We start from the raw sequence: 19,840 nt of genomic DNA on the forward strand, positions 1-19,840 counted from the left end.
TTGGTTTATGTGTTGGCTCTAAGGGAGCATAGCCCCCTTAGAGTTCATATTATACAGATTCAGGGAATGTTAAGGTTGCACCGGGAGCTTCACGGCTTAAATGGATGAAATTCATATGTTTTTCATATTGGTCGAGAATATCACTGATCACTTGTTCTTTAGTGTAATCCATTAAATCATTCCCTTGCGAGCCTTCCCATAAGAAAGTTTCTAAGCGGTAATAATGGGATTTTCCTGAACGTGCGCGATAGGTAAAACCAGGAACCGAATAGCGCTGAGGCCATACTTGGTAAATAAAGCTTTGTTCTTCGCCAAGGTCGACCGTTAACTCTAAATGGTCTAATCGCTCATCAGCAATCGGTGGTAAGGTGTTAAATTCCACTTTTGCTCCCCTTAAACTGAGCTCTTTTGCCACTTCTTGCATGGCTGGAATACAGACTAAATCAAGCATTCGCTGGGTATACGTTGTTCCAGGGAAATTCATCACTCGTCCCAAACGCTGTTTCCAATTGAGTGTTCCATTGCCATACAGTGGTGCTGGCGCATTGGTATTTAACGAACTAACTCGTCTAAAGTCCTCAACTTTTAATGACTTATATAGCCCAGCCATAATAAAGAAGATAACAAAACTGAATGGTAAACCCATGATCACTGTCGTATTTTGTAACGCAGCGACGCCATCTGTCATTAACATCCCTAAGGTGAGTAAACCAATCGCGACAGACCAAAAAATCCGCAACCAATTGGGCGCATCGTTGTTAATATCACTGAGTTTTGAGGTGAAATTGCCTAACACCAAAGAACCGGAGTCCGCTGAGGTGACATAGAACAACAACCCAGTAATTGTGGCGACGGAAGCGGTTAGGCCAAAGCCGGGGTAAAGCTCAAGTAGTGAATAGAAGCCTTTTTCGGGTGCGTCGAGCACGGTTTTAGCAAGTTCGCTATTACCGTGAATGATTTCATACAATGCACTATTACCAAAAATAGATAACCACAATAGTGTGAAAACAAACGGAATAATTAAAGTGCCAATCACAAATTGTCTAATCGTTCGACCGCGAGATATACGCGCGAGGAATAAGCCAACAAATGGCGACCATGCGACCCACCAAGCCCAGAAAAACAGCGTCCAGCTATTCATCCAATCGGTTGGGCGATCAAAGGCAAAGCTGTTGAGAGTCATCCCCATAAAGCGATTGACATAGTCCCCCACATTCAGTACTAAGGCATTAAGTAAGAACTCGGTATCTCCGACAAATAAGATAAATAAAATCAAGCCAAGTGCCAAAAGCACATTGAGCTCTGATAACACGCGAATACCTTTATTTACCCCTGATGTAGCGGAGATCACAGCCATAATCACCGACAGCAGAATCAATCCACTTTGCACGGGAAGCCCTTGGGGTAAATCGAATAATACTTTGAGTCCATAATTTAACTGAACAACACCGATCCCCAGAGTTGTTGCGATACCGAAAATCGTCCCTAGTACTGCAGCAATATCCACGGTATGGCCAATCGGGCCGTCAATCCGTTTGCCAAAAATAGGATAAAGTGCGGAGCGAATGGTTAACGGCAAGTTATAACGATAACTGAAATAACCCAGTGCAATCCCCATTAAGGCATACATAGACCAGCCCGTTAGGCCATAGTGGAACAGGGTCCACACCATCGCCTGACGAGCTGCTTCTAAGGTTTCGCCTTCACCCGTTGGCGGCAGCATGTATTGAGTGACCGGCTCAGCGACAGAGAAAAACATTAAATCGATACCAATTCCTGCGGCGAATAGCATCGCAGACCAACTTAGTACGCTAAATTCAGGTTTAGATTGCTCGGGGCCGAGCTTGATATTACCAAAGCGCGAAGTGGCAACGAAAATGACGAAAACAATATACAGCGTCGCTGCTAACAAGTAATACCAACCAAAGGTTTTGGATACCCACCCAAGGGCAGCAACGATCCACTGATTTGCTGTTTCGGTCATCAAGATGGTGAAAAAAGAAAACGCCAGAATAAGGCCGGCGGAAGTAAAAAAAACCACAGAATTCAATTTATCCTTCTGCTTATTTTTTGGACTATTTTGAGTTGTCATTGGTAGTTCCACATTTTTATTTATTTAACAGGTTAAAATTACTTTCTAAGCTAATTAATTGATTTATCAGCTAAGATTTGATTTTCGTTATCCTCTCCTTTATGCTAATTGTGAACAAATTGTTGTAAACAATAGTTAATATTGATTGAACATTCAATTAAAAAAACGTTTAATACAAGGGATCAATGTATTTTTTAGGTTCAAATACCATGCCGAAGATAGGAATGCAGTCGATACGTAAACAGCAGTTAATCCAAGCCACGTTGGCAGTGATTAATGAAGTTGGAATGCAGGAAGCCAGTTTTGTGTTAATTGCCCGTAAAGCCGGGGTTTCTACAGGAATTATTAGTCATTATTTTCGTGATAAAAATGGCTTACTTGAAGCCACTATGCGCCATATTCAATATCAATTGGGGTTTGCGGTAGCAATACGCCTACGCATGTTAGCTGGGGCGGAGCCAAAATTACGCATTCAAGCGATTGTTGAAGGTAACTTCGACCCAACGCAAACCAGTGAGGCGGCGATGAAAACATGGTTAGCCTTCTGGGCTAGCAGTATGCATCAACCAAATTTAAACCGTTTACAGCAGGTCAATGACCGGCGTTTGTATTCAAATTTAAGTTATGAGTTTGGGCGAGTGTTAAGCAAAGCGGATGCGCGGATGGCTGCGAAGGGACTAGCTGCTTTAATTGATGGCTTATGGTTACGGAGTGCTTTGAGTAATGAGCAATTTCCTGTCAAGGATGCACTCAAGATCACCAACGAGTATATCGATATGCAACTGAAACGTGCAGAGGTTATCGGAACCTAATGACCAATTCAGAGGAGATAATATGCAACATCCACCGATACATAAGCTTTATATTCATGGTGGCTATGTCGACAGTTCACAACCTGAATGCGGGCAATTTCCTGCAGTCAACCCTGCAAATGGTGAAACTATCGCGCATTTGCAGTCTGCAACGCTTGAAGATATCCAATGGGCGGTAGAAAGCGCCAAACAAGGCCAGAAAGTATGGGCGGCAATGACCGCAATAGAACGTTCACGTATTTTACGCCGTGCGGTGGATATCTTACGGGAACGTAACGACGAACTGGCTTACCTCGAAACGCTTGATACGGGGAAACCACTTTCTGAAACTCGTTATGTAGATATCGTTACAGGAGCGGATGTCCTTGAATATTATGCAGGGTTAATCCCTATGTTAGAAGGGCAGCAGATCCCTCTGCGTGATAGCGCGTTTGCCTATACTCGTCGTGAACCGCTAGGAGTGGTGGCAGGGATTGGCGCATGGAATTACCCCATCCAAATCGCGTTATGGAAATCTGCACCTGCTCTGGCAGCTGGTAATGCTATGGTATTCAAACCCAGTGAAGTCACTTCGTTAACGGCCTTAAAGTTAGCTGAAATCTATACGGAAGCGGGCGTGCCTGCAGGAGTATTTAACGTGGTGACCGGGCAAGGCGGTGAAGTGGGCCAATGGTTAACAGAGAACCCTGATATTGCCAAAGTTTCATTCACAGGGGGGATCGCAACGGGTAAAAAAGTGATGGCGAATGCGTCAGCCTCTTCATTAAAAGAGGTGACGATGGAACTAGGTGGTAAATCACCTCTCATTATTTTTGATGATGCAGACTTAGATAAAGCCGCGGATATTGCCATGATGGCGAATTTTTATAGTTCAGGCCAAGTGTGTACCAATGGAACAAGGGTTTTTGTTCCTGAATCGCTTAAATCGCAGTTTGAAGACAAGATCATTGAGCGTGTAGCTCGGATTAACATAGGTTCACCTGTTGACGAAAATACTAACTTTGGGCCATTAGTCAGCTTTGCTCATATGGAAAATGTATTGCGTTATATTGCGTTAGGTAAACAGCAAGGCGCGAAACTATTGTGTGGTGGTGAACGCTTAATGGAAGGTGATTTTGCGCAAGGTGCGTATGTTGCACCAACGGTATTCACCGATTGCCATGATGAAATGCAGATCACGCAGGAAGAAATTTTTGGTCCTGTCATGAGTATTTTGAGTTATCAATCAGAAGATGAAGTGATTGCTCGTGCAAACAATAGCGTATATGGGCTTGCAGCTGGGGTCGTGACACAAGATTTAACGCGTGCACATCGGGTTATCCATCAATTAGAAGCAGGAATTTGCTGGATTAATACATGGGGTGAATCACCTGCTCAAATGCCTGTGGGCGGATATAAGCATTCCGGCGTTGGTCGTGAAAATGGCATTATGACGCTACAAAATTACACGCAAATCAAATCTATCCAAGTAGAACTCGGGGAGTTTTCATCCGTATTTTAATCACATCATTTTAATTTGACTGAAACAGAGGAGATAACAATGGTCTATGACTATATTATTATCGGTGCTGGTTCAGCCGGTAACGTTCTTGCTACCCGCCTGACAGAAGATCCTGATGTTACTGTGCTGCTCCTTGAAGCAGGTGGACCGGATTATCGGTTCGACTTTCGCACACAAATGCCAGCGGCATTAGCGTACCCATTACAAGGGCGACGTTATAATTGGGCTTATGAAACTGACCCTGAACCGCATATGAATAACCGCCGCATGGAGTGTGGACGTGGAAAGGGGCTTGGTGGCTCATCATTGATTAATGGGATGTGTTACATCCGAGGGAATGCTCTAGACTTTGACGGTTGGGCAGAGGCACCAGGGTTAGAAGACTGGCGTTACCTCGATTGTTTACCTTATTTTAGGAAAGCGGAAACGCGTGATATTGGCCCTAATGATTACCACGGTGGAGATGGTCCCGTTAGTGTGACCACACCGAAGAATGGCAATAATGTGTTATTCCATGCGATGGTGGAAGCTGGTGTACAAGCGGGCTATCCAAAAACAGATGATTTAAATGGGGTTCAACAGGAAGGTTTTGGTCCGATGGATCGCACAGTCACACCACAAGGGCGACGTGCTAGCACCGCAAGAGGGTATTTGGACCAAGCGAAAGGGCGAAGAAATATCACCATTGTGACACATGCGACAACAGATACCATTGAGTTTGAAGGGAAAAAAGCGGTTGGTGTGAAGTATTACCAAGGCCAGAGCACGGCACCTACGGTGGTGAAAGCCCGTAAAGAAGTATTATTGTGCGCGGGGGCGATTGCGTCACCGCAAATCCTGCAGCGCTCTGGCGTGGGGCCTGAAGATGTTTTAGATGAATTTAATATTTCGCCTGTCCATGTCTTACCCGGTGTTGGGCAAAACCTGCAAGATCACCTTGAAATGTATTTGCAGTATGAATGCAAACAGCCTGTTTCATTATATCCTGCATTAAAATGGATTAATCAGCCCAAAATCGGTGCCGAATGGCTATTTAAAGGTACTGGAATTGGAGCAAGTAACCAATTTGAAGCTGGTGGATTTATTCGTACCAGTGAAAAATTTGCATGGCCAAATATTCAATTCCACTTTTTGCCTGTGGCGATTAACTACAATGGTAGTAATGCAGTCAATCAGCATGGTTTTCAAGCTCATGTGGGCTCAATGCGCTCGCCTAGTCGAGGTCGTGTTCGCTTAAAATCTTTAGACCCAAGGCAACATCCGAGCATTTTGTTTAATTACATGTCATCGGAACAGGATTGGGAAGAGTTCCGTGCTGCTATTCGTATTACCCGTGAAATTATGGCTCAACCTGCACTTGACCCATATCGCGGAGAGGAAATAAGCCCTGGAAAACAGATTAGTACGGATGAAGAGCTAGACGCATTTGTCCGCGAGAGAGCAGAAACCGCTTTTCACCCATGCGGAACCTGTAAAATGGGTCATGATGATATGGCGGTAGTTGATGGTGCAGGGCGAGTTCACGGTATTGAAAATTTACGGGTTATCGATGCATCGATTATGCCGTTGATTATTACGGGGAATTTAAATGCAACGACCATCATGATCGCGGAGAAAATTGCCGATAAAATTCGAAACCGTCCTCCATTACCCACAAGTGATGCAGATTATTATGTTGCAGGTGATAGGCCAGTGAGAAAACAGCCATTACGAGATTAGTTTATTCACGCAATTTTTAAATACAAAGCGATTGATATTCATATCAGTCGCTTTTTTTATGTGATTAAAGAATAAAGGTAAGTCAATTAACACCAATAATATTAATGATAATGCAAATGATATTCATTATGATCTTGATCATTATTATCATTGGTGTATATTCCAAGGCTTAATAATATTCACAAGGGAAATGAGTACGTAACCATTCAATAAATAAGGTTTTTCGAACTAGTTACATCTATGGCATAGCACTTAAATTTACTTTAAATGCATAAATGGAAAAGTATAAAAAATGTATCCTCACATCTTTTATACGCTATTTCTTCACGTCTATCTAATCATCATTAATTAATGAAGGCATTACTTAAATGATATTTCAAAATAAAAACATAATTAGCTTAATTATTATATGTTCTTCAAGCACAGCATTAGCGAATCAAACCAATACCACAACTCAAAAAGATAAACTTCTCGTCACAGCCAGCAAAATAAAGTCAAATAGTAAGCAAATAGACGCCAATGATATTTCTACCGTAAGAGGAACGACCAATTCAGATATATTTGCCAATGAAACTTCATTGCAAGTTAATAATGCACGAAATGAAGCGGGTGCACTGGATATCGGTATTCGAGGCTTACAAGGTAATGGTCGAGTCCCCATTATCATTGATGGCAGTTTGCAATCAACCAACACTTGGCGTGGTTACCAAGGAAGTACAGATAGAACTTATGTGGATATGGATTTAATCGATACAATTGAGATCGAAAAAGGGGCTTCGATGAGTAAATTCTCAGGAGGAGCCATCGGAGGTACGGTTAAATTAAAAACATTATCAGCAAATAGTATTATTCCTCAAGGTGACCAATTTGGTTTCTTATTTAAGGGGAATATTTACAATAATAACCGACGCCCGACTATCGCTTCAGATGAAAAAGGCGAGTCTGGGTATCGTGTTTCAAACGGTGTTAAGAATTCACATTTTAATAATGGCTCTATCACGACTGGGGTTGCATATCGAAATGATAAATTTGACATTTTGTTGGCTCATAGTGATAGAAAACAAGGGAACTTCTTTGCCGGTAAAAATGGTTATCATAAATACGCAAATACAGATGCTCCTATTAAACATGGGCAAGAAGTCGTTAATACCAGCTATGAAAGTCAGTCAACATTATTAAAAACTAATATTTATCTTAACCCATACTCAAGTATTGAATTAAATTACCGACATCATGAACAAAAAGCAGGCGAGGTTTTAGCGGCGTATTGGTACCAATTCGATGGGAAAATGCCGCAGTGGTCATTAGGTAGCGCAGATATTGATACTGCCTCTTTAAACTATTCTTATAAACCCGATTCATTATGGGTAGACATGAATTTAGGCCTTTGGTGGACAAAAGGTAAATTTAAACAACGTAATGGCACAACGGATGATGTTACCGCGCACTACGGTAATCAATATCAGCATCGCTATACCGATGAACGAATGGGCTTTAACTTAGAAAATACGTCTGAGTTTGCAGATTATCCTATCGATATCACTTATGGTGTGGAATATATGCAACAAAAATCAAAGCCATTGACTAAAACCTATCAACCGATTTGGACGCCAGAAGGAACCATACCCGGTGAGGAGTTAGATCCTGTAACGCGTAATGCTAAAGGAACGAATAAATCAGCCTTTACCAATATGGCATACAAAGGGGAATGGGTGAGTACTTTAGTCGGGTGGCGTATTCACGCTTTTGATGTTGATGACCATGTTTTAGGTAAAAGTATTAGCTACGGTCCGAAAAATGATTTAATGGGTGAGCTACGTTTTCATGTGACTGACGAATTTGATATTTATACCAAATATTCTGATAGCTATAGAGAACCGAGTTTATTCGAGACCACAGCATCAGGGCAAACCTACTCTTATTCTCCTGATGTTCCATTAAAACCAGAACATGCTAAATCATTTGAAGTTGGAATGAATGTAGAAAAAGAAAACCTTATATTTGATGAAGATAATGCTAAATTACGTGTGGCTTATTTTAATAATGATATAAAGGGCTATCTCTCTCAAGGAGTGAACCCAACGGGCGTATATCACCCTTATATCGTGATGAAAAACTACGATAGTTTCAAGCTCGCAGGTTATGAAATCGAACTGAAATACGATTCTAATTATGCATTTGGTTCCTTCGATGCGACATTTTATAACAATTCTGAGTTATGTTCACGAGACGAAATGGAGTTAGGTCGCCTTCCAACGGCATGTAATTCAGTTGGGTTTGCTTGGGGGTTATCGCCTTCACGTATTCCACCGAAAAAGGTTGTGACCGGTATTGTTGGGGTGAAAATGTTTGATCAAAAACTACAAACAGGTTTGCGAGTTCGTTATAACTCAGGCAAAGACTACCCTCATGAGTGGCTAGTGGGAACCGCTGCGGCCCCAGTAACTAAGCTATATTCAACCACTACATTCGATTTGTTAGGCAAATATCATGTTTCGAAAAATATTCATGTGAATTTTAACATTGATAACCTCACTAATCGCTATGCATTTGACCCAGGAACTGTGATTTATATGCCTATCCCAGGAAGAACGTTTAGACTTGGCGTCGAAGCAACATTTTAGTTAATTTCGTGATTATTACCTTAGGTTTATATTAGCCTAAGGTAATATAGAATTCATTATATGGCTTTAATAGATTAATTTTTATGATAATTTAAATAAAATAGTGTGCGGTGTTGTTTATTAGTTGCGCTTTTTATGACTTTTTTCTTCGGGTTTAAGGAATATGCACTAGTCAATTTTAGACAAAAAAAACCTCCAAATATTTAAGGAGGGAAAATAAATATAAAGCGAGCCTATTTATATAACATTAATTTACGGTAAACCATAGCCGACCAGTTGAATTAATTTATACAAAAACGACATTAGCTCACAATTTATAGCGTTTTAGTTATTCAATTTAGATGAACATCTATTATTTAACAGAGTTAATCAGCCATTGTAGATAATTATCTTCAATTTGGCTTGGGTCTAAGCGAATGAGTTCTGGGGTTTCATATGGGTGTATTTTTTTTATCTCATTAAATAAATTGAGTTGATTTCCTTGAGTCGTTTTGATCAATAGTAAGATCTCCTTATCTTGTGTGATATTACCATGCCATAGATAAACTGATGTTATTTCTGGGAGTAGAGAAATACATGCAGCTAAACGATTAGCTAACAAATGTTGAGTTATTTTAATTGCACTTTCATGGCTATTGGTCGTACATAACACAATACATGGGCGTTGAGCATTTGTGGTGTAAATGTTATCAGTAGACATTTTATTTCCTTATTAGTCATATTTAGATGGGCTTTGTTACTCATATTAGATTAGTGATAAAAAGAGTATGAGAACAAAGGATAATCACTATAAGTGTTTTTTAGCATTATCAGATTAGATAATAACTAATATAAATTAAGCAGAGAGTATGGGTTCAATAGTAAAGTGTGCGTTTTTTAATCAGTTGTTATCATTATTATAATTTTTTATATATTCAACACAATTTAGAATATTTCTTGATTTTATTTTATTAATTCGATTCAGCAATCATAAATTGATGACGCTCTATAAAAATAATTGAAATTTTAGTATATTAAGAAAAAAATTGATTAGAAGAAAAATGCGAGTTTATGTGCTGTTAGCCTAGTAAAAAAGCAAATAATAAGCCCAGTTTTATTCTTACTCTTATTAATGTAAGAATAAGCTTGTTTTTGTGTGCAAGATATATCAGAAGATTAATTGCTGAAATAATATATTACGTATTGTTACAAATTAGTTTGAGTTTTTATCATAAAAAAATCTACGTACTGATAAATATCAAGGTTTTTGAGCTATATATTGTTAATCTAAAGATAAAATTAGAATATATAACTGAAATTACTCTGTATTTCCATCTTTAAACGTGTATGGATAACCTTATGAATAAACTGACACCTTTAAAACCTGTTCCAACTCTAATCGCAGTCGCAATAACATTAATTATTTGGTTTTTAATTCCTGTTCCTGAAGGTGTTAATCCAAATGCGTGGCACCTTTTGGCATTATTTGTCGGCACAATCGCTGCCATTATTGGTAAAGCTTTACCGATAGGGGGTGTTTCTATTGTCGCAATTTCATTAGTTGCAGCTACAGGAGTCACTAATCCTGAATCAACCAAAGGGGCAATTGCGGATGCCTTAAGTGGTTTTTCCAATGACCTAATCTGGTTAATTGGTATTTCTATCATGGTTTCCATGAGCTTGAATAAAACAGGTTTAGGGGCGAGGATAGGTTATTATGTCATTTCTTTATTTGGTAAAAAAACATTGGGTATTGCTTATTCATTGGCAATAGCAGAAACAATTTTGGCTCCTGTCACACCAAGTAATACTGCGCGAGGTGGGGGAATTATTCACCCAATTATGCGCTCGATTTCAGATAGTTTTGGGTCAAAGGCCGAAGATGGAACCGCAGGTAAAATAGGGCGCTACTTATCACTCGTTAACTACAATATTAACCCGATTACTTCCGCAATGTTTATTACGGCGACAGCCCCCAATCCATTAATTGTTAGCTTGATAATTAGCGAGACTAGCCAAGAAAATGAATTAACTTGGGGGATGTGGGCTATTGCCGCATTTGTTCCAGCCATCGTGTCATTAATATTAATGCCCTTGGTTATCTATTTTATGTATAAACCAGAAATTACCTCAACACCGGATGCACCAAATTTCGCCAAAGAACGTTTGCAGCAATTAGGCCCAGTTTCATTGCCTGAAAAAATAACGCTTGGTGTTTTTGGGTTATTACTTTTGATGTGGGCCGGTGTACCTGCAATGATTTTTGGGCCTGCATATAGTGTTAATGCTACCACTGCTGCCTTTATTGGGTTGAGTATTCTATTAGCGACAGGGGTCATTAATTGGGATGACGTGCTAAAAAACAAAGGGGCTTGGGATACGGTTGTCTGGTTCTCCGCTTTAGTGATGATGGCGAGTTTCTTAGGAAAACTCGGTCTCATTAAATGGATGTCATTAACAGTTGGTGCAACCATTGATGGAATGGGCATTAGCTGGGTATGGGGAATGTTAATTCTTGTTTTAATTTATGTGTATTCCCATTATTTCTTCGCGAGTACAACGGCGCATATTACGGCAATGTATGCGGCATTTTTCTCCGCGGGTTTAGCGCTTGGTGCTCCACCAATGTTATTGGCCTTAACGTTAGCATTCTCATCATCACTAATGATGTCATTAACACATTATGGTACAGGAACAGCCCCGATTATCTTTGGGTCAGGTTATGCCACTCTTGCTGAATGGTGGAAAACTGGTTTTGTCATGAGTGTGGTTAACTTAGCCATTTGGTTCTTCATTGGTAGCGTTTGGTGGAAATTCTTAGGTTATTGGTAATTAGCTGAATTAGTTATTAAAAACAACCAATAGAAATCGGGCTATCGGCTCGATTTCTTCTTTTTAATATCCCTTGCTACAAAGAAGTGGCTATTGTGACAACAAGGCCACCTATTATAGAAATCAACATCACTTTCCCCCAACTACAGACTGATGATGATTTTAATGCGTGTTGCCATAACAGACTTATTTCGTTGGCATGTGCATACTTTCTTTTATTGATCGCCGCCTTTACCTTTTTGATTGTATCGTTATCTATCGGTAATGTTTTTTGAATAACCATGCTATGACCTTCCATTAAGTTGAAGATGAAACTTCAATCGGTAAGATTGACACTGTTCGCCTGTCTTAATTATCTCAGGTCATACAAGAAGAAAAATTGATGAGATTTTATGCAAACTTCCTCTTTTATCCTATTTGAAATGAGATTTAATCTATTTAATAAGGAAAAAGGTAGCTTAAGAGAAAAATCCTCTTTATTAAGAGGAAATGGCTCTTGATTTAAGGTTACATTTATTATTTTTGGGCGAGATATTTTTTATTTAGAGAAGTCGGAGATAAAGGCCATAAATGTGATTGGTTTACATGCAAAAGCCAGTATGATGTAGCTGCGAGTCAGTTAATTCATTCAGAGGAACACATGTATTCACAAAGGAAGGCAGAATTTTTCTTGGTGCTTACCACGATAATTGCAGCTTGGGGATGGGTATTTTCCCGAGAAGCTGTGCAGGGAATGCCAATATTTGCCTTTCTTGGTAGCCGTTTTTTACTAGCTGCTATCATTTTAGCCCCTTTTTGCCGAGGGAAAAAAAATAGAATAACGCTGAAGCAATTACCAAAAATATTAATGACAGGCGGTTGGATGTCATTAAATATGGCGCTCTGGATCCACGCGGTGGCAATAACAGACTCAATTGGCGAAGGGGCTTTTATTATGAGCCTCGCTATGTTATTTGTTCCGTTAGTTGCATGGGTCATTTTAAAAAATAAACCTGTCCGTTATTTCTGGGAAGCACTCCCTGTTGCGGTATTAGGGCTGGCATGCTTAACCCTATTTAAGGCTCAGCTTGAATTTAAAGCAAGTCAACTGTGGTTTCTTGGCGCGGCAATTGTCCAAGCTATCTATTTTTGTTATACCAGTTTATATACCCGAACAATTCCTCTTTTACCGTTAACGGCCATTCAACTTGCTTGTACAGGAATGACAGGGCTAGTCTTGTCATTCTTTTTAGAAGAATGGCCGAGCAGCATGACAACGCCTACCATGATGTGGTTTATTGCTAGTGTGGTGATAGCAACGAGTTTGCGCTTTGTGTTACAGCTTATTGGTCAAAAAAATACCACAGCAGGAAATGCGGCAATTATTATGATCCTTGAACCCGTGATGACCGTTTTTGTCGCGGCGATTTGGTACCATGAAAGAATGCCTTTTATCCAAATTGTGGGTTGTGTGCTAATTTTATCATCATTATTCTACTATCGATGGCGCTGTTCTAATTCATTGCCAAGGTAGAATATACATAATAAAAAATGGGTTAATACAGCTTTTTTACCAGAAAACAGCTATGATTGTTATGAATAGTCAGTGATAGGGATATTAATCTTAATAAGAGCGTCTTATTTTGCGTATTAAGATTAATGGTATTGAAAATATAAACGATATATCCAAAATAGCGTGAACTAGGAATAATAGCGGTTTATTATTATCACCTTAGTTAAAGCTGAATAGGAAATGGGCATAAAATGAAAAAATTAGCATTAATATTAGGTATGGCGGGAGCGATGGTTGTGTTGTCTGCATGTTCTGATGAAAAATCAGAAATTGCGGAGTACAAAGAGAATTTTGTGAATACCTGTGTTGTTGCATCAGGAAACCCGCAAGGTGAAACGGCAAATGCGGTCAGTGCAATTTGTGGTTGTGCCTACGATAAAACAATTGAAAAATATGGTTTAGCTGAGTTTAAACGTATGGATGCGGAATTAGAAAAATCAGGTACTGCAGAACCTGAATTCCAAAAAACCATGATTGAATTTGTTCAACAGTGTTCGACTAACGCGCGTTAATTGTTTATTACTCGCAGCTATTTATTATCAATCAACAATAGCTGCGAGTTTATTATTTTTATTTAAATAAATGTTTAAATTGATGTGGAGCACTGCGCAAGTATTGTGGCGCAACATCTATCTGTTCATTCAATTCGCTCGCTGCTCGCCAAGGCCAACGTGGCTCAAATAGGATCCCTCTGCCAATAGCCACCAAATCTGCTTGGTGGGTTGCAATAATAGCTTCAGCTTGTAAAGGTTCAGTGATAAGACCTACAGCAATGACAGGCATCATGGTATTTTCATGAATAGCTTGGGCTAAAGGGACTTGGTAATTTGGGCTCAATGGTATTTGTTGCTCTGGTGATAGCCCACCTGACGAAACGTGAATGTAGTCGCAACCCAAATCCTCTAGTAATTCAGTAAGCTCAATAGATTCAGGTGTATTCCAACCCGATTCAAGCCAGTCTGTTGCAGAGATCCGCACGCCAATTGCAATATTAGGGTTAATCGCTTTTCTCATTTCATGGAAAATATTGATAAGTAATCGAGTACGCCCCTTAAAGCATCCACCATATTCATCTTGTCGTAAGTTTGATACTGGTGATAAGAACTCATGCAGTAAATATCCATGAGCGGCATGGATCTCAATAACGTCAAAACCTGCTTTTTCAGCACGAATAGCTGCATCAATAAACTGTTGTTTTAGCTGTAAAATTTCTTCAATGGTTAATGCATGTGGTACCGCATTATCACCAAAAGCGAGCGCAGATGGTGCAACAGTTTGCCAACCATTAGGTTGTGTGGGCTGGATACTTTTACCTCCCAACCAAGGTAAATCAGTTGATGCTTTCCTGCCTGCATGAGCGATTTGTACCCCTAAGCGTGCATCTGAAAACTGCCTGATATCGTTGAGCATTTGTTGCATTGCAGCCATTTGTTCATCATTCCATAAACCAAGATCTTTGTAGGTAATACGCCCTTCAGGAACAACAGCGCTAGCTTCTACAATAACTAAAGAGGCACCAGATAAAGCAAGGTTCATATAGTGGGCTTTATGCCATGCTGTTGGCATGCCATTTTCTGCGGAGTATTGGCACATAGGGGGAACAATAATTCGATTTTTCAGAGAAACTTGGCCTATTGATACAGGTGAAAAAAGGCGGCTCATTGAAACATTCCTTATTAGCAAACTTAAATTATTCTAATATTATACTCGGTTAGCCAAGTTTTTTTTGTGAGATGGTGTGGTTTTACGGGGAAATTTTATTTTTAGACGGATCGTTGATAGAAAATCAAGTAAAATTTTGCATATTTGATCAAAACCATAAAAAGTATATTTCCCTAGCAACATAATGAAAAAAGAGGGAAAAAATATAAAAAAATGAGATAAAAAATAAAATATAATAATAACTATTATTTTTTGATTGTTATAATTCTGTAACTTATAAATAAAATTAATTACCACCAACTTAGAGTGGCGTTAATTTATGCTTATGGTTTTAATGGTTCTAATAGAGAATAAAGCTATTTTTTTATTTTAAATGATAATTTAAATAATAATTAATGCATTGTTTGTGAAGCAAAAATATAAAATATTCCTTGCGGTTATATTCAATGGTTTATATAAGAAACAAGCTTGTTAAGCTAATGCGAGCCAAGCTAAATTTTGTGTTCACCTGAAAAATATAATTCTAAGAAGGAAGTAGATGTGCTGACAATTATTGGTATTTTAATCATTTTATCGATAGTAACATTATTGATGATGGGGAAAGTTAGCCCAATTATCGCAATGTCTTGTATCCCCTTTATTGGTGCTTTATTTGCTGGTTACTCTGTTGCTGAAATTTCAGTATTCTTTGAAAGTGGTATTAATAAAGTGTCAAAAGTCGCTGCGATGTTTTTATTTGCGATTTTATTTTTTAGCTTAATGAAAGACCTGCACATTTTTGATCCGTTGATTCGTTTTATGGTTAAAATGACGCGTGGAAATATTATTATTGTTTGTATTATGACAACGTTAATTGCGGGGGTTGTCCATTTAGATGGGTCAGGCGCTGCGACATTCTTAATTATTATTCCTGCCTTATTACCTTTATACCGCCAACTAGGGATGAGCCCTTATTTAATGTTATTGCTGATGTGCGCCAGTATGGGGGTCATGAATATGGTACCTTGGGGTGGCCCATTAGGTCGAGCTTCGGCTGTCACTGGAATTGACGCCTCGACTCTATGGCAACATTTGATCCCTGTACAATTAATTGGCATGGCTGGCGCAGTGGTATTTGCTATTCTGATGGGATTACGTGAGAAAAGACGTATTGCAGCGGCAAGTTTGAAAGGCACTACGCCATATGAAATGGATTCTTTACTACCTGTTAGTGATGACACTGCAGATATAAGCGATACAGTTCAGAAACCCAAAAAACCACTTATCAATGGTGGGTTAATCATCGCATCTGTTATCTGTTTAGCATTCGGATTATTATCAGCGCCTTATGTTTTTATGATCGCACTTTCCATTGCTTTAATGGTTAACTTCCCTAACCCTAGGGACCAAATGAAAATTTTGGCAGCCCATGCACCGCAAGCGTTGGGAATGGTGGCCATAATATTAGCAGCGGGAGCATTCTTAGGTATTTTATCTGAAGGTGGGATGCTTGAGTCAATTGCAACAGACTTAACGGCTATTTTACCAACAGAATGGGTTTCTAAAGTCCATATTTTTGTCGGTATTTTAGGTGTACCGATGGATATTTTTACGAGTACAGATGCTTACTATTTTGCTTTATTACCAATAATTCAACAAATTGCAGCCACAGTTGGTGTTGACCCATCTTCCGTTGTTTACGCCATGGCGATAGGTAACAACGCGGGAACCTTCGTGAGCCCATTTTCACCAGCAGCTTGGTTAGCAATGGGTTTGGCTGGAATTGATATGGGCCGTCACTTACGCTATTCATTTGGTTGGATTTGGTTGTTTAGTTTCTTTTTGTTAGCAGTTGGGGCGCTACTCGGCTTGTATTAATTTGCTCGTTGGCTTCAAAAGTAAACCCTAGTCACATACTTGTGTATGCTCCTAGGGATTTACTTTTTTGCGGCCTAGCTGTGACATGAAATCCTTAGAGCAAATTATCTCTTCTTAAATCCTTATATCAAACCATCTCCATCTTGCTTGCCACCGCGTTTTTGGCTTCAAAAGTAAATTCTAGTGATAGGTAACTAGGGTTTGATTATTTTTTAGCTATTCAACTATCACGTATTAACTATCAGATAGTTACTATGTCGTAATACGAATGGCTATGACATGATTTATTGGTTAATTATATCAATAAGGTTTGTTATGCGTAGGCCACTTTCTTCCTATCATCCTATTCTCTATTGGCTGCGCGTGACTCAAAAGCGCTTAGTTCGAAGATTGCATTGGGTATGTTCTGCCAAGCATTATGCGAAGTCAAAATCCAGTGAACGCCTTGAGTATCGCTACAACAAGCATACATCTAAGCTGATCCGTAAATTAGGTGAATCAGACCTACGTTTGCAATACAACAAAGTAACGAACTTGCGTATTGCTGCCGAAGCGATGAATGGGGTTATTATTTACCCAGGAGAATATTTTTCATTTTGTCGGCTCGTAGGAAAACCGACTTCGCGCAGAGGTTTTCTTGAAGGTATGGAACTTTCATTTGGTGAAGCTCGTTCAGGGATTGGCGGGGGAATTTGCCAACTAAGTAATTTAATTCATTGGATGGTATTGCATTCTCCATTGCAAGTGGTTGAGCGCGCTAATCATAGTTTTGACCCATTTCCAGATGAAGGTCGTGTATTGCCTTTTGGTTCAGGGGCGGCAATCTTTTATAATTATATCGATTTGGTTTTCTATAATCCGACACAAAGTGCTTTTCAATTGGTATTTAATATCGCTGAGCATCAACTCGAAGGGGAATTATTGAGTTGTACCTCACGTGAACATAAATACCATATTTATGAGAAAAACCATAAGTTTACCCGAGAAAATGGAGTTATATACCGGCATAACGAAATTTGGCAAAAAGTGACAACTAAAGGACAAGAACCTAGTACTTTGCAGGATAATTGTTTGTATCGTAATAAGGTGATAGTGAAATATTCCTTAGATGAAAGCCAGATAGCGGTTGAATAATATCGCTAGCAATGAGATTAGGAATAACTTGATAGCCTTTTTCTTGACAATTAGACTAAAATTCAACTGTTTTCCTTCAATTTCGCTAATTTTGACCCTTAGCTAAGTAAAAATGAGGCCGTTACTCGGAATAGATATGTAATACCTACACTTGATTTCTCAACAATTAAAGACGCAAATCTAGCAAAAAGATTTGTGGTTATTTCTATTTCTTTAGAGAAAGCATGATGAATATGCAATCAAGAAAGTATGGTAGAACGTATCACTATCCGTTCTCCCCTGGTACGACTAGTGATGATCGCATTAATCGCGATTGGTGGTCGCACATCCAAAATATAGACAAACTGGTTCACACAGAAAAACTGGACGGTGAAAATAATTGCTTAAACCGTTATGGGGTTTTTGCGCGCTCTCATGGGGCTCCAACTCAATCGGCATGGAGCCAGCAAATTCGCCAACGTTGGCAGTTGATTAAAGACGATTTAGGGGATATTGAACTATTCGGTGAAAACCTTTACGCAATACATTCCATTGAATATCAACATATTGAAGATTATTTCTATGTGTTTGCTGTTAGGCAAGGGGAGTATTGGCTTAGTTGGGAAGAGGTGCAATTTTATGCGGCTTTATTTGATTTTCCAACTGTCCCCCAATTAGATTTATCACTCAGTAAACATATGGACAAGCAAGAATATGCAAGTTTATTAATTACTGCTGCATCATTAGATAGCCAATTTATTGCGCGTGATACTCACACAGGGAAAGCCTGTAGCATGGAAGGGATTGTGAGCCGTGATAGCCAAGGGTTTCATGTGGATGATTTTATGGCACATGTTTTTAAATATGTGCGTAAAAACCATGTCAAAACGGATATCCACTGGAAGCGGCATTGGCAGCGAGCCAAGCTGGCCTTTGAATTACAAGGAGAACAACCATGAGTTGGCAATTAACCCAATATCGTGATTGGGCACAGCTTGAAAGAGAGTTCGATTTTGTGCGTGATATGCAATATGTGCAGCAAGACCGTTTGCACCATGCGGAAGGCAATGTGGCTATTCACACTCAAATGGTGTTAGCGGCTTTGGAGGGGTTACCTGAATATCAACAGCTTCCAGAACTTAAACAACAAATCGTTTGGGCGGCAGCGTTGCTACATGACGTCGAAAAACGCACTACAACAAAAGAAGATGAAGAAGGGCGAATTCATTCGCCTGGACATGCCAAAAAAGGCGAGTTATCGGTACGCAATATATTATTTCGACAAATAGAAACTCCTTTTGCTATTCGTGAACAAATTGCAGCTTTAGTTCGATTTCATGGTTTACCGCTTTGGTTAATGGAAAAGCCAGATCCTGAACGCACGTTATTTGCCGCCTCGTTGCGCGTTGAAATGTCTTTATTGTGTATGCTAGCGAAAGCCGATGCGATAGGGCGTACGTGTGAAGATAAAGCGGAATTGTTGGTCAGAATCGAACTATTTGAGTTGTTCTGTCGTGAGCAGGGTTGTTGGGACCAACCTAAATCATTTGCTTCGCAAGCTGGGCGTTTCCATTATTTTCATCACCAAAAAGGTACTACAGATTATCAACCTTTTGAAGAAACTGGGAGTGAAGTCGTTATGCTATGTGGTTTGCCGGGGATGGGAAAAGACCATTTTATCAAACAGTTTTACCCACGAACTCCGGTGGTATGTTTAGATGATATTCGCCGAGAACATAAAATTAACCCAGCAGATAAAAATGCCCAAGGCTGGGTGGCGCAGCAAGCGAAAGAACAGGCTAAGGTTTTTTTGCGAACGAAAACGGATTTTATATGGAATGCGACCTCATTAAGTGCTTCGCTACGTGCCAGTATGATCAGTTTATTTGAACGCTACCAAGCCAAAGTTCATTTAGTTTATTTGGAAGTGCCATTTAAACAGTGGCGACAACAAAATCAACAGCGTAAATATGCGGTTCCAGAGCTGGTTATGGAAAAAATGGCAGGGAAGTTAGAATTACCAACGCCAGATGAAGCCCATCAGGTTTCCTATTATATTGACGGTAATTTTGAACCGTTACTTGCAGAAAAGTAAAA

General features: G+C 39.5%; 14 protein-coding genes. 11 read left to right on the forward strand and 3 right to left on the reverse strand.

The features are described from left to right. Positions 1-49: 49 nt before the first annotated feature. The gene (locus PR683_RS01780; RefSeq protein ID WP_109911184.1) at positions 50-2,092 is read right to left on the reverse strand and encodes a choline transporter; all 2,043 of its coding nucleotides are present in this window, start codon (positions 2,090-2,092) and stop codon (positions 50-52) included. 209 nt (positions 2,093-2,301) lie between these two features. Here PR683_RS01780 and betI point away from each other — a divergent pair, with 209 nt between their 5' ends. The 4 genes from betI (at position 2,302) to PR683_RS01800 (ending at position 8,748) form a co-directional block, all read left to right on the forward strand. Then, on the forward strand, positions 2,302-2,904 hold the full coding sequence (betI, locus tag PR683_RS01785) for a transcriptional regulator BetI (RefSeq protein WP_042851798.1): 603 nt from the start codon (positions 2,302-2,304) through the stop codon (positions 2,902-2,904). A 22-nt stretch (positions 2,905-2,926) separates the two neighbouring features. Further along, positions 2,927-4,405, forward strand: a complete 1,479-nt coding sequence (gene betB / locus PR683_RS01790) for a betaine-aldehyde dehydrogenase (protein WP_123382057.1) — start codon at positions 2,927-2,929, stop codon at positions 4,403-4,405. Between the two features lie 39 nt (positions 4,406-4,444). Beyond that, the gene (betA, locus tag PR683_RS01795) at positions 4,445-6,124 is read left to right on the forward strand and encodes a choline dehydrogenase (protein ID WP_272581639.1); all 1,680 of its coding nucleotides are present in this window, start codon (positions 4,445-4,447) and stop codon (positions 6,122-6,124) included. 368 nt (positions 6,125-6,492) lie between these two features. After that, positions 6,493-8,748 (forward strand): TonB-dependent receptor domain-containing protein, encoded by a 2,256-nt coding sequence (locus PR683_RS01800; protein WP_272581640.1) that lies wholly within the window; start codon positions 6,493-6,495, stop codon positions 8,746-8,748. Positions 8,749-9,100: 352 nt separating this feature from the next. On the opposite strand, the gene cutA is transcribed toward PR683_RS01800, so the two are convergent. Next, positions 9,101-9,448 carry a divalent-cation tolerance protein CutA gene (gene cutA, locus PR683_RS01805; protein WP_004910033.1) on the reverse strand — a complete coding sequence of 116 codons (348 nt, stop codon included), beginning with the start codon at positions 9,446-9,448 and terminating at the stop codon, positions 9,101-9,103. Positions 9,449-10,086: 638 nt separating this feature from the next. Here cutA and PR683_RS01810 point away from each other — a divergent pair. From PR683_RS01810 to PR683_RS01820, 3 genes are all read left to right on the forward strand, one after another. Further along, positions 10,087-11,559 (forward strand): anion permease, encoded by a 1,473-nt coding sequence (locus PR683_RS01810; RefSeq protein WP_004910038.1) that lies wholly within the window; start codon positions 10,087-10,089, stop codon positions 11,557-11,559. Positions 11,560-12,199: 640 nt separating this feature from the next. Then, positions 12,200-13,072 (forward strand): DMT family transporter, encoded by an 873-nt coding sequence (locus tag PR683_RS01815; RefSeq protein WP_109911189.1) that lies wholly within the window; start codon positions 12,200-12,202, stop codon positions 13,070-13,072. A 230-nt stretch (positions 13,073-13,302) separates the two neighbouring features. Then, positions 13,303-13,623: a hypothetical protein gene (locus tag PR683_RS01820; RefSeq protein ID WP_004910043.1), complete on the forward strand. Its 321-nt coding sequence runs from the start codon at positions 13,303-13,305 to the stop codon at positions 13,621-13,623. A 58-nt stretch (positions 13,624-13,681) separates the two neighbouring features. On the opposite strand, the gene PR683_RS01825 is transcribed toward PR683_RS01820, so the two are convergent. After that, the gene (locus PR683_RS01825) at positions 13,682-14,773 is read right to left on the reverse strand and encodes an NADH:flavin oxidoreductase/NADH oxidase (protein ID WP_110731861.1); all 1,092 of its coding nucleotides are present in this window, start codon (positions 14,771-14,773) and stop codon (positions 13,682-13,684) included. A 540-nt stretch (positions 14,774-15,313) separates the two neighbouring features. Here PR683_RS01825 and PR683_RS01830 point away from each other — a divergent pair. The 4 genes from PR683_RS01830 (at position 15,314) to PR683_RS01845 (ending at position 19,838) form a co-directional block, all read left to right on the forward strand. Next, positions 15,314-16,630, forward strand: coding sequence for a CitMHS family transporter (locus tag PR683_RS01830; protein ID WP_109911191.1), 1,317 nt, complete (start codon positions 15,314-15,316; stop codon positions 16,628-16,630). Between the two features lie 315 nt (positions 16,631-16,945). Next, the gene (locus PR683_RS01835; RefSeq protein ID WP_117162038.1) at positions 16,946-17,764 is read left to right on the forward strand and encodes a VanW family protein; all 819 of its coding nucleotides are present in this window, start codon (positions 16,946-16,948) and stop codon (positions 17,762-17,764) included. Positions 17,765-17,991: 227 nt separating this feature from the next. After that, entirely contained in the window at positions 17,992-18,702 is a 711-nt protein-coding gene (locus PR683_RS01840; RefSeq protein ID WP_110732277.1) for an RNA ligase family protein, read from the forward strand. Continuing rightward, positions 18,699-19,838 carry an AAA family ATPase gene (locus tag PR683_RS01845; protein WP_123382051.1) on the forward strand — a complete coding sequence of 380 codons (1,140 nt, stop codon included), beginning with the start codon at positions 18,699-18,701 and terminating at the stop codon, positions 19,836-19,838. Before PR683_RS01840 ends, PR683_RS01845 begins: the two co-directional genes overlap by 4 nt. Positions 19,839-19,840 lie beyond the last annotated feature (2 nt).

The sequence above is a fragment of the Providencia sp. PROV269 genome, from assembly GCF_028477785.1.
In the GTDB taxonomy this organism is placed as follows: Bacteria; Pseudomonadota; Gammaproteobacteria; order Enterobacterales; family Enterobacteriaceae; genus Providencia; species Providencia rettgeri.

Excerpts from the sequence above, each read along its gene's own strand:
- PR683_RS01815 (WP_109911189.1), top strand. The coding sequence starts at position 12,200 with ATGTATTCACAAAGGAAGGCAGAATTTTTCTTGGTGCTTACCACGATA.
- betI (WP_042851798.1), top strand. The coding sequence starts at position 2,302 with ATGCCGAAGATAGGAATGCAGTCGATACGTAAACAGCAGTTAATCCAA.
- PR683_RS01780 (WP_109911184.1), bottom strand. The coding sequence starts at position 2,092 with ATGACAACTCAAAATAGTCCAAAAAATAAGCAGAAGGATAAATTGAAT.
- PR683_RS01835 (WP_117162038.1), top strand. The coding sequence starts at position 16,946 with ATGCGTAGGCCACTTTCTTCCTATCATCCTATTCTCTATTGGCTGCGC.
- PR683_RS01840 (WP_110732277.1), top strand. The coding sequence starts at position 17,992 with ATGAATATGCAATCAAGAAAGTATGGTAGAACGTATCACTATCCGTTC.
- PR683_RS01810 (WP_004910038.1), top strand. The coding sequence starts at position 10,087 with ATGAATAAACTGACACCTTTAAAACCTGTTCCAACTCTAATCGCAGTC.
- PR683_RS01845 (WP_123382051.1), top strand. The coding sequence starts at position 18,699 with ATGAGTTGGCAATTAACCCAATATCGTGATTGGGCACAGCTTGAAAGA.
- cutA (WP_004910033.1), bottom strand. The coding sequence starts at position 9,448 with ATGTCTACTGATAACATTTACACCACAAATGCTCAACGCCCATGTATT.
- PR683_RS01820 (WP_004910043.1), top strand. The coding sequence starts at position 13,303 with ATGAAAAAATTAGCATTAATATTAGGTATGGCGGGAGCGATGGTTGTG.
- PR683_RS01800 (WP_272581640.1), top strand. The coding sequence starts at position 6,493 with ATGATATTTCAAAATAAAAACATAATTAGCTTAATTATTATATGTTCT.
- betB (WP_123382057.1), top strand. The coding sequence starts at position 2,927 with ATGCAACATCCACCGATACATAAGCTTTATATTCATGGTGGCTATGTC.
- betA (WP_272581639.1), top strand. The coding sequence starts at position 4,445 with ATGGTCTATGACTATATTATTATCGGTGCTGGTTCAGCCGGTAACGTT.
- PR683_RS01825 (WP_110731861.1), bottom strand. The coding sequence starts at position 14,773 with ATGAGCCGCCTTTTTTCACCTGTATCAATAGGCCAAGTTTCTCTGAAA.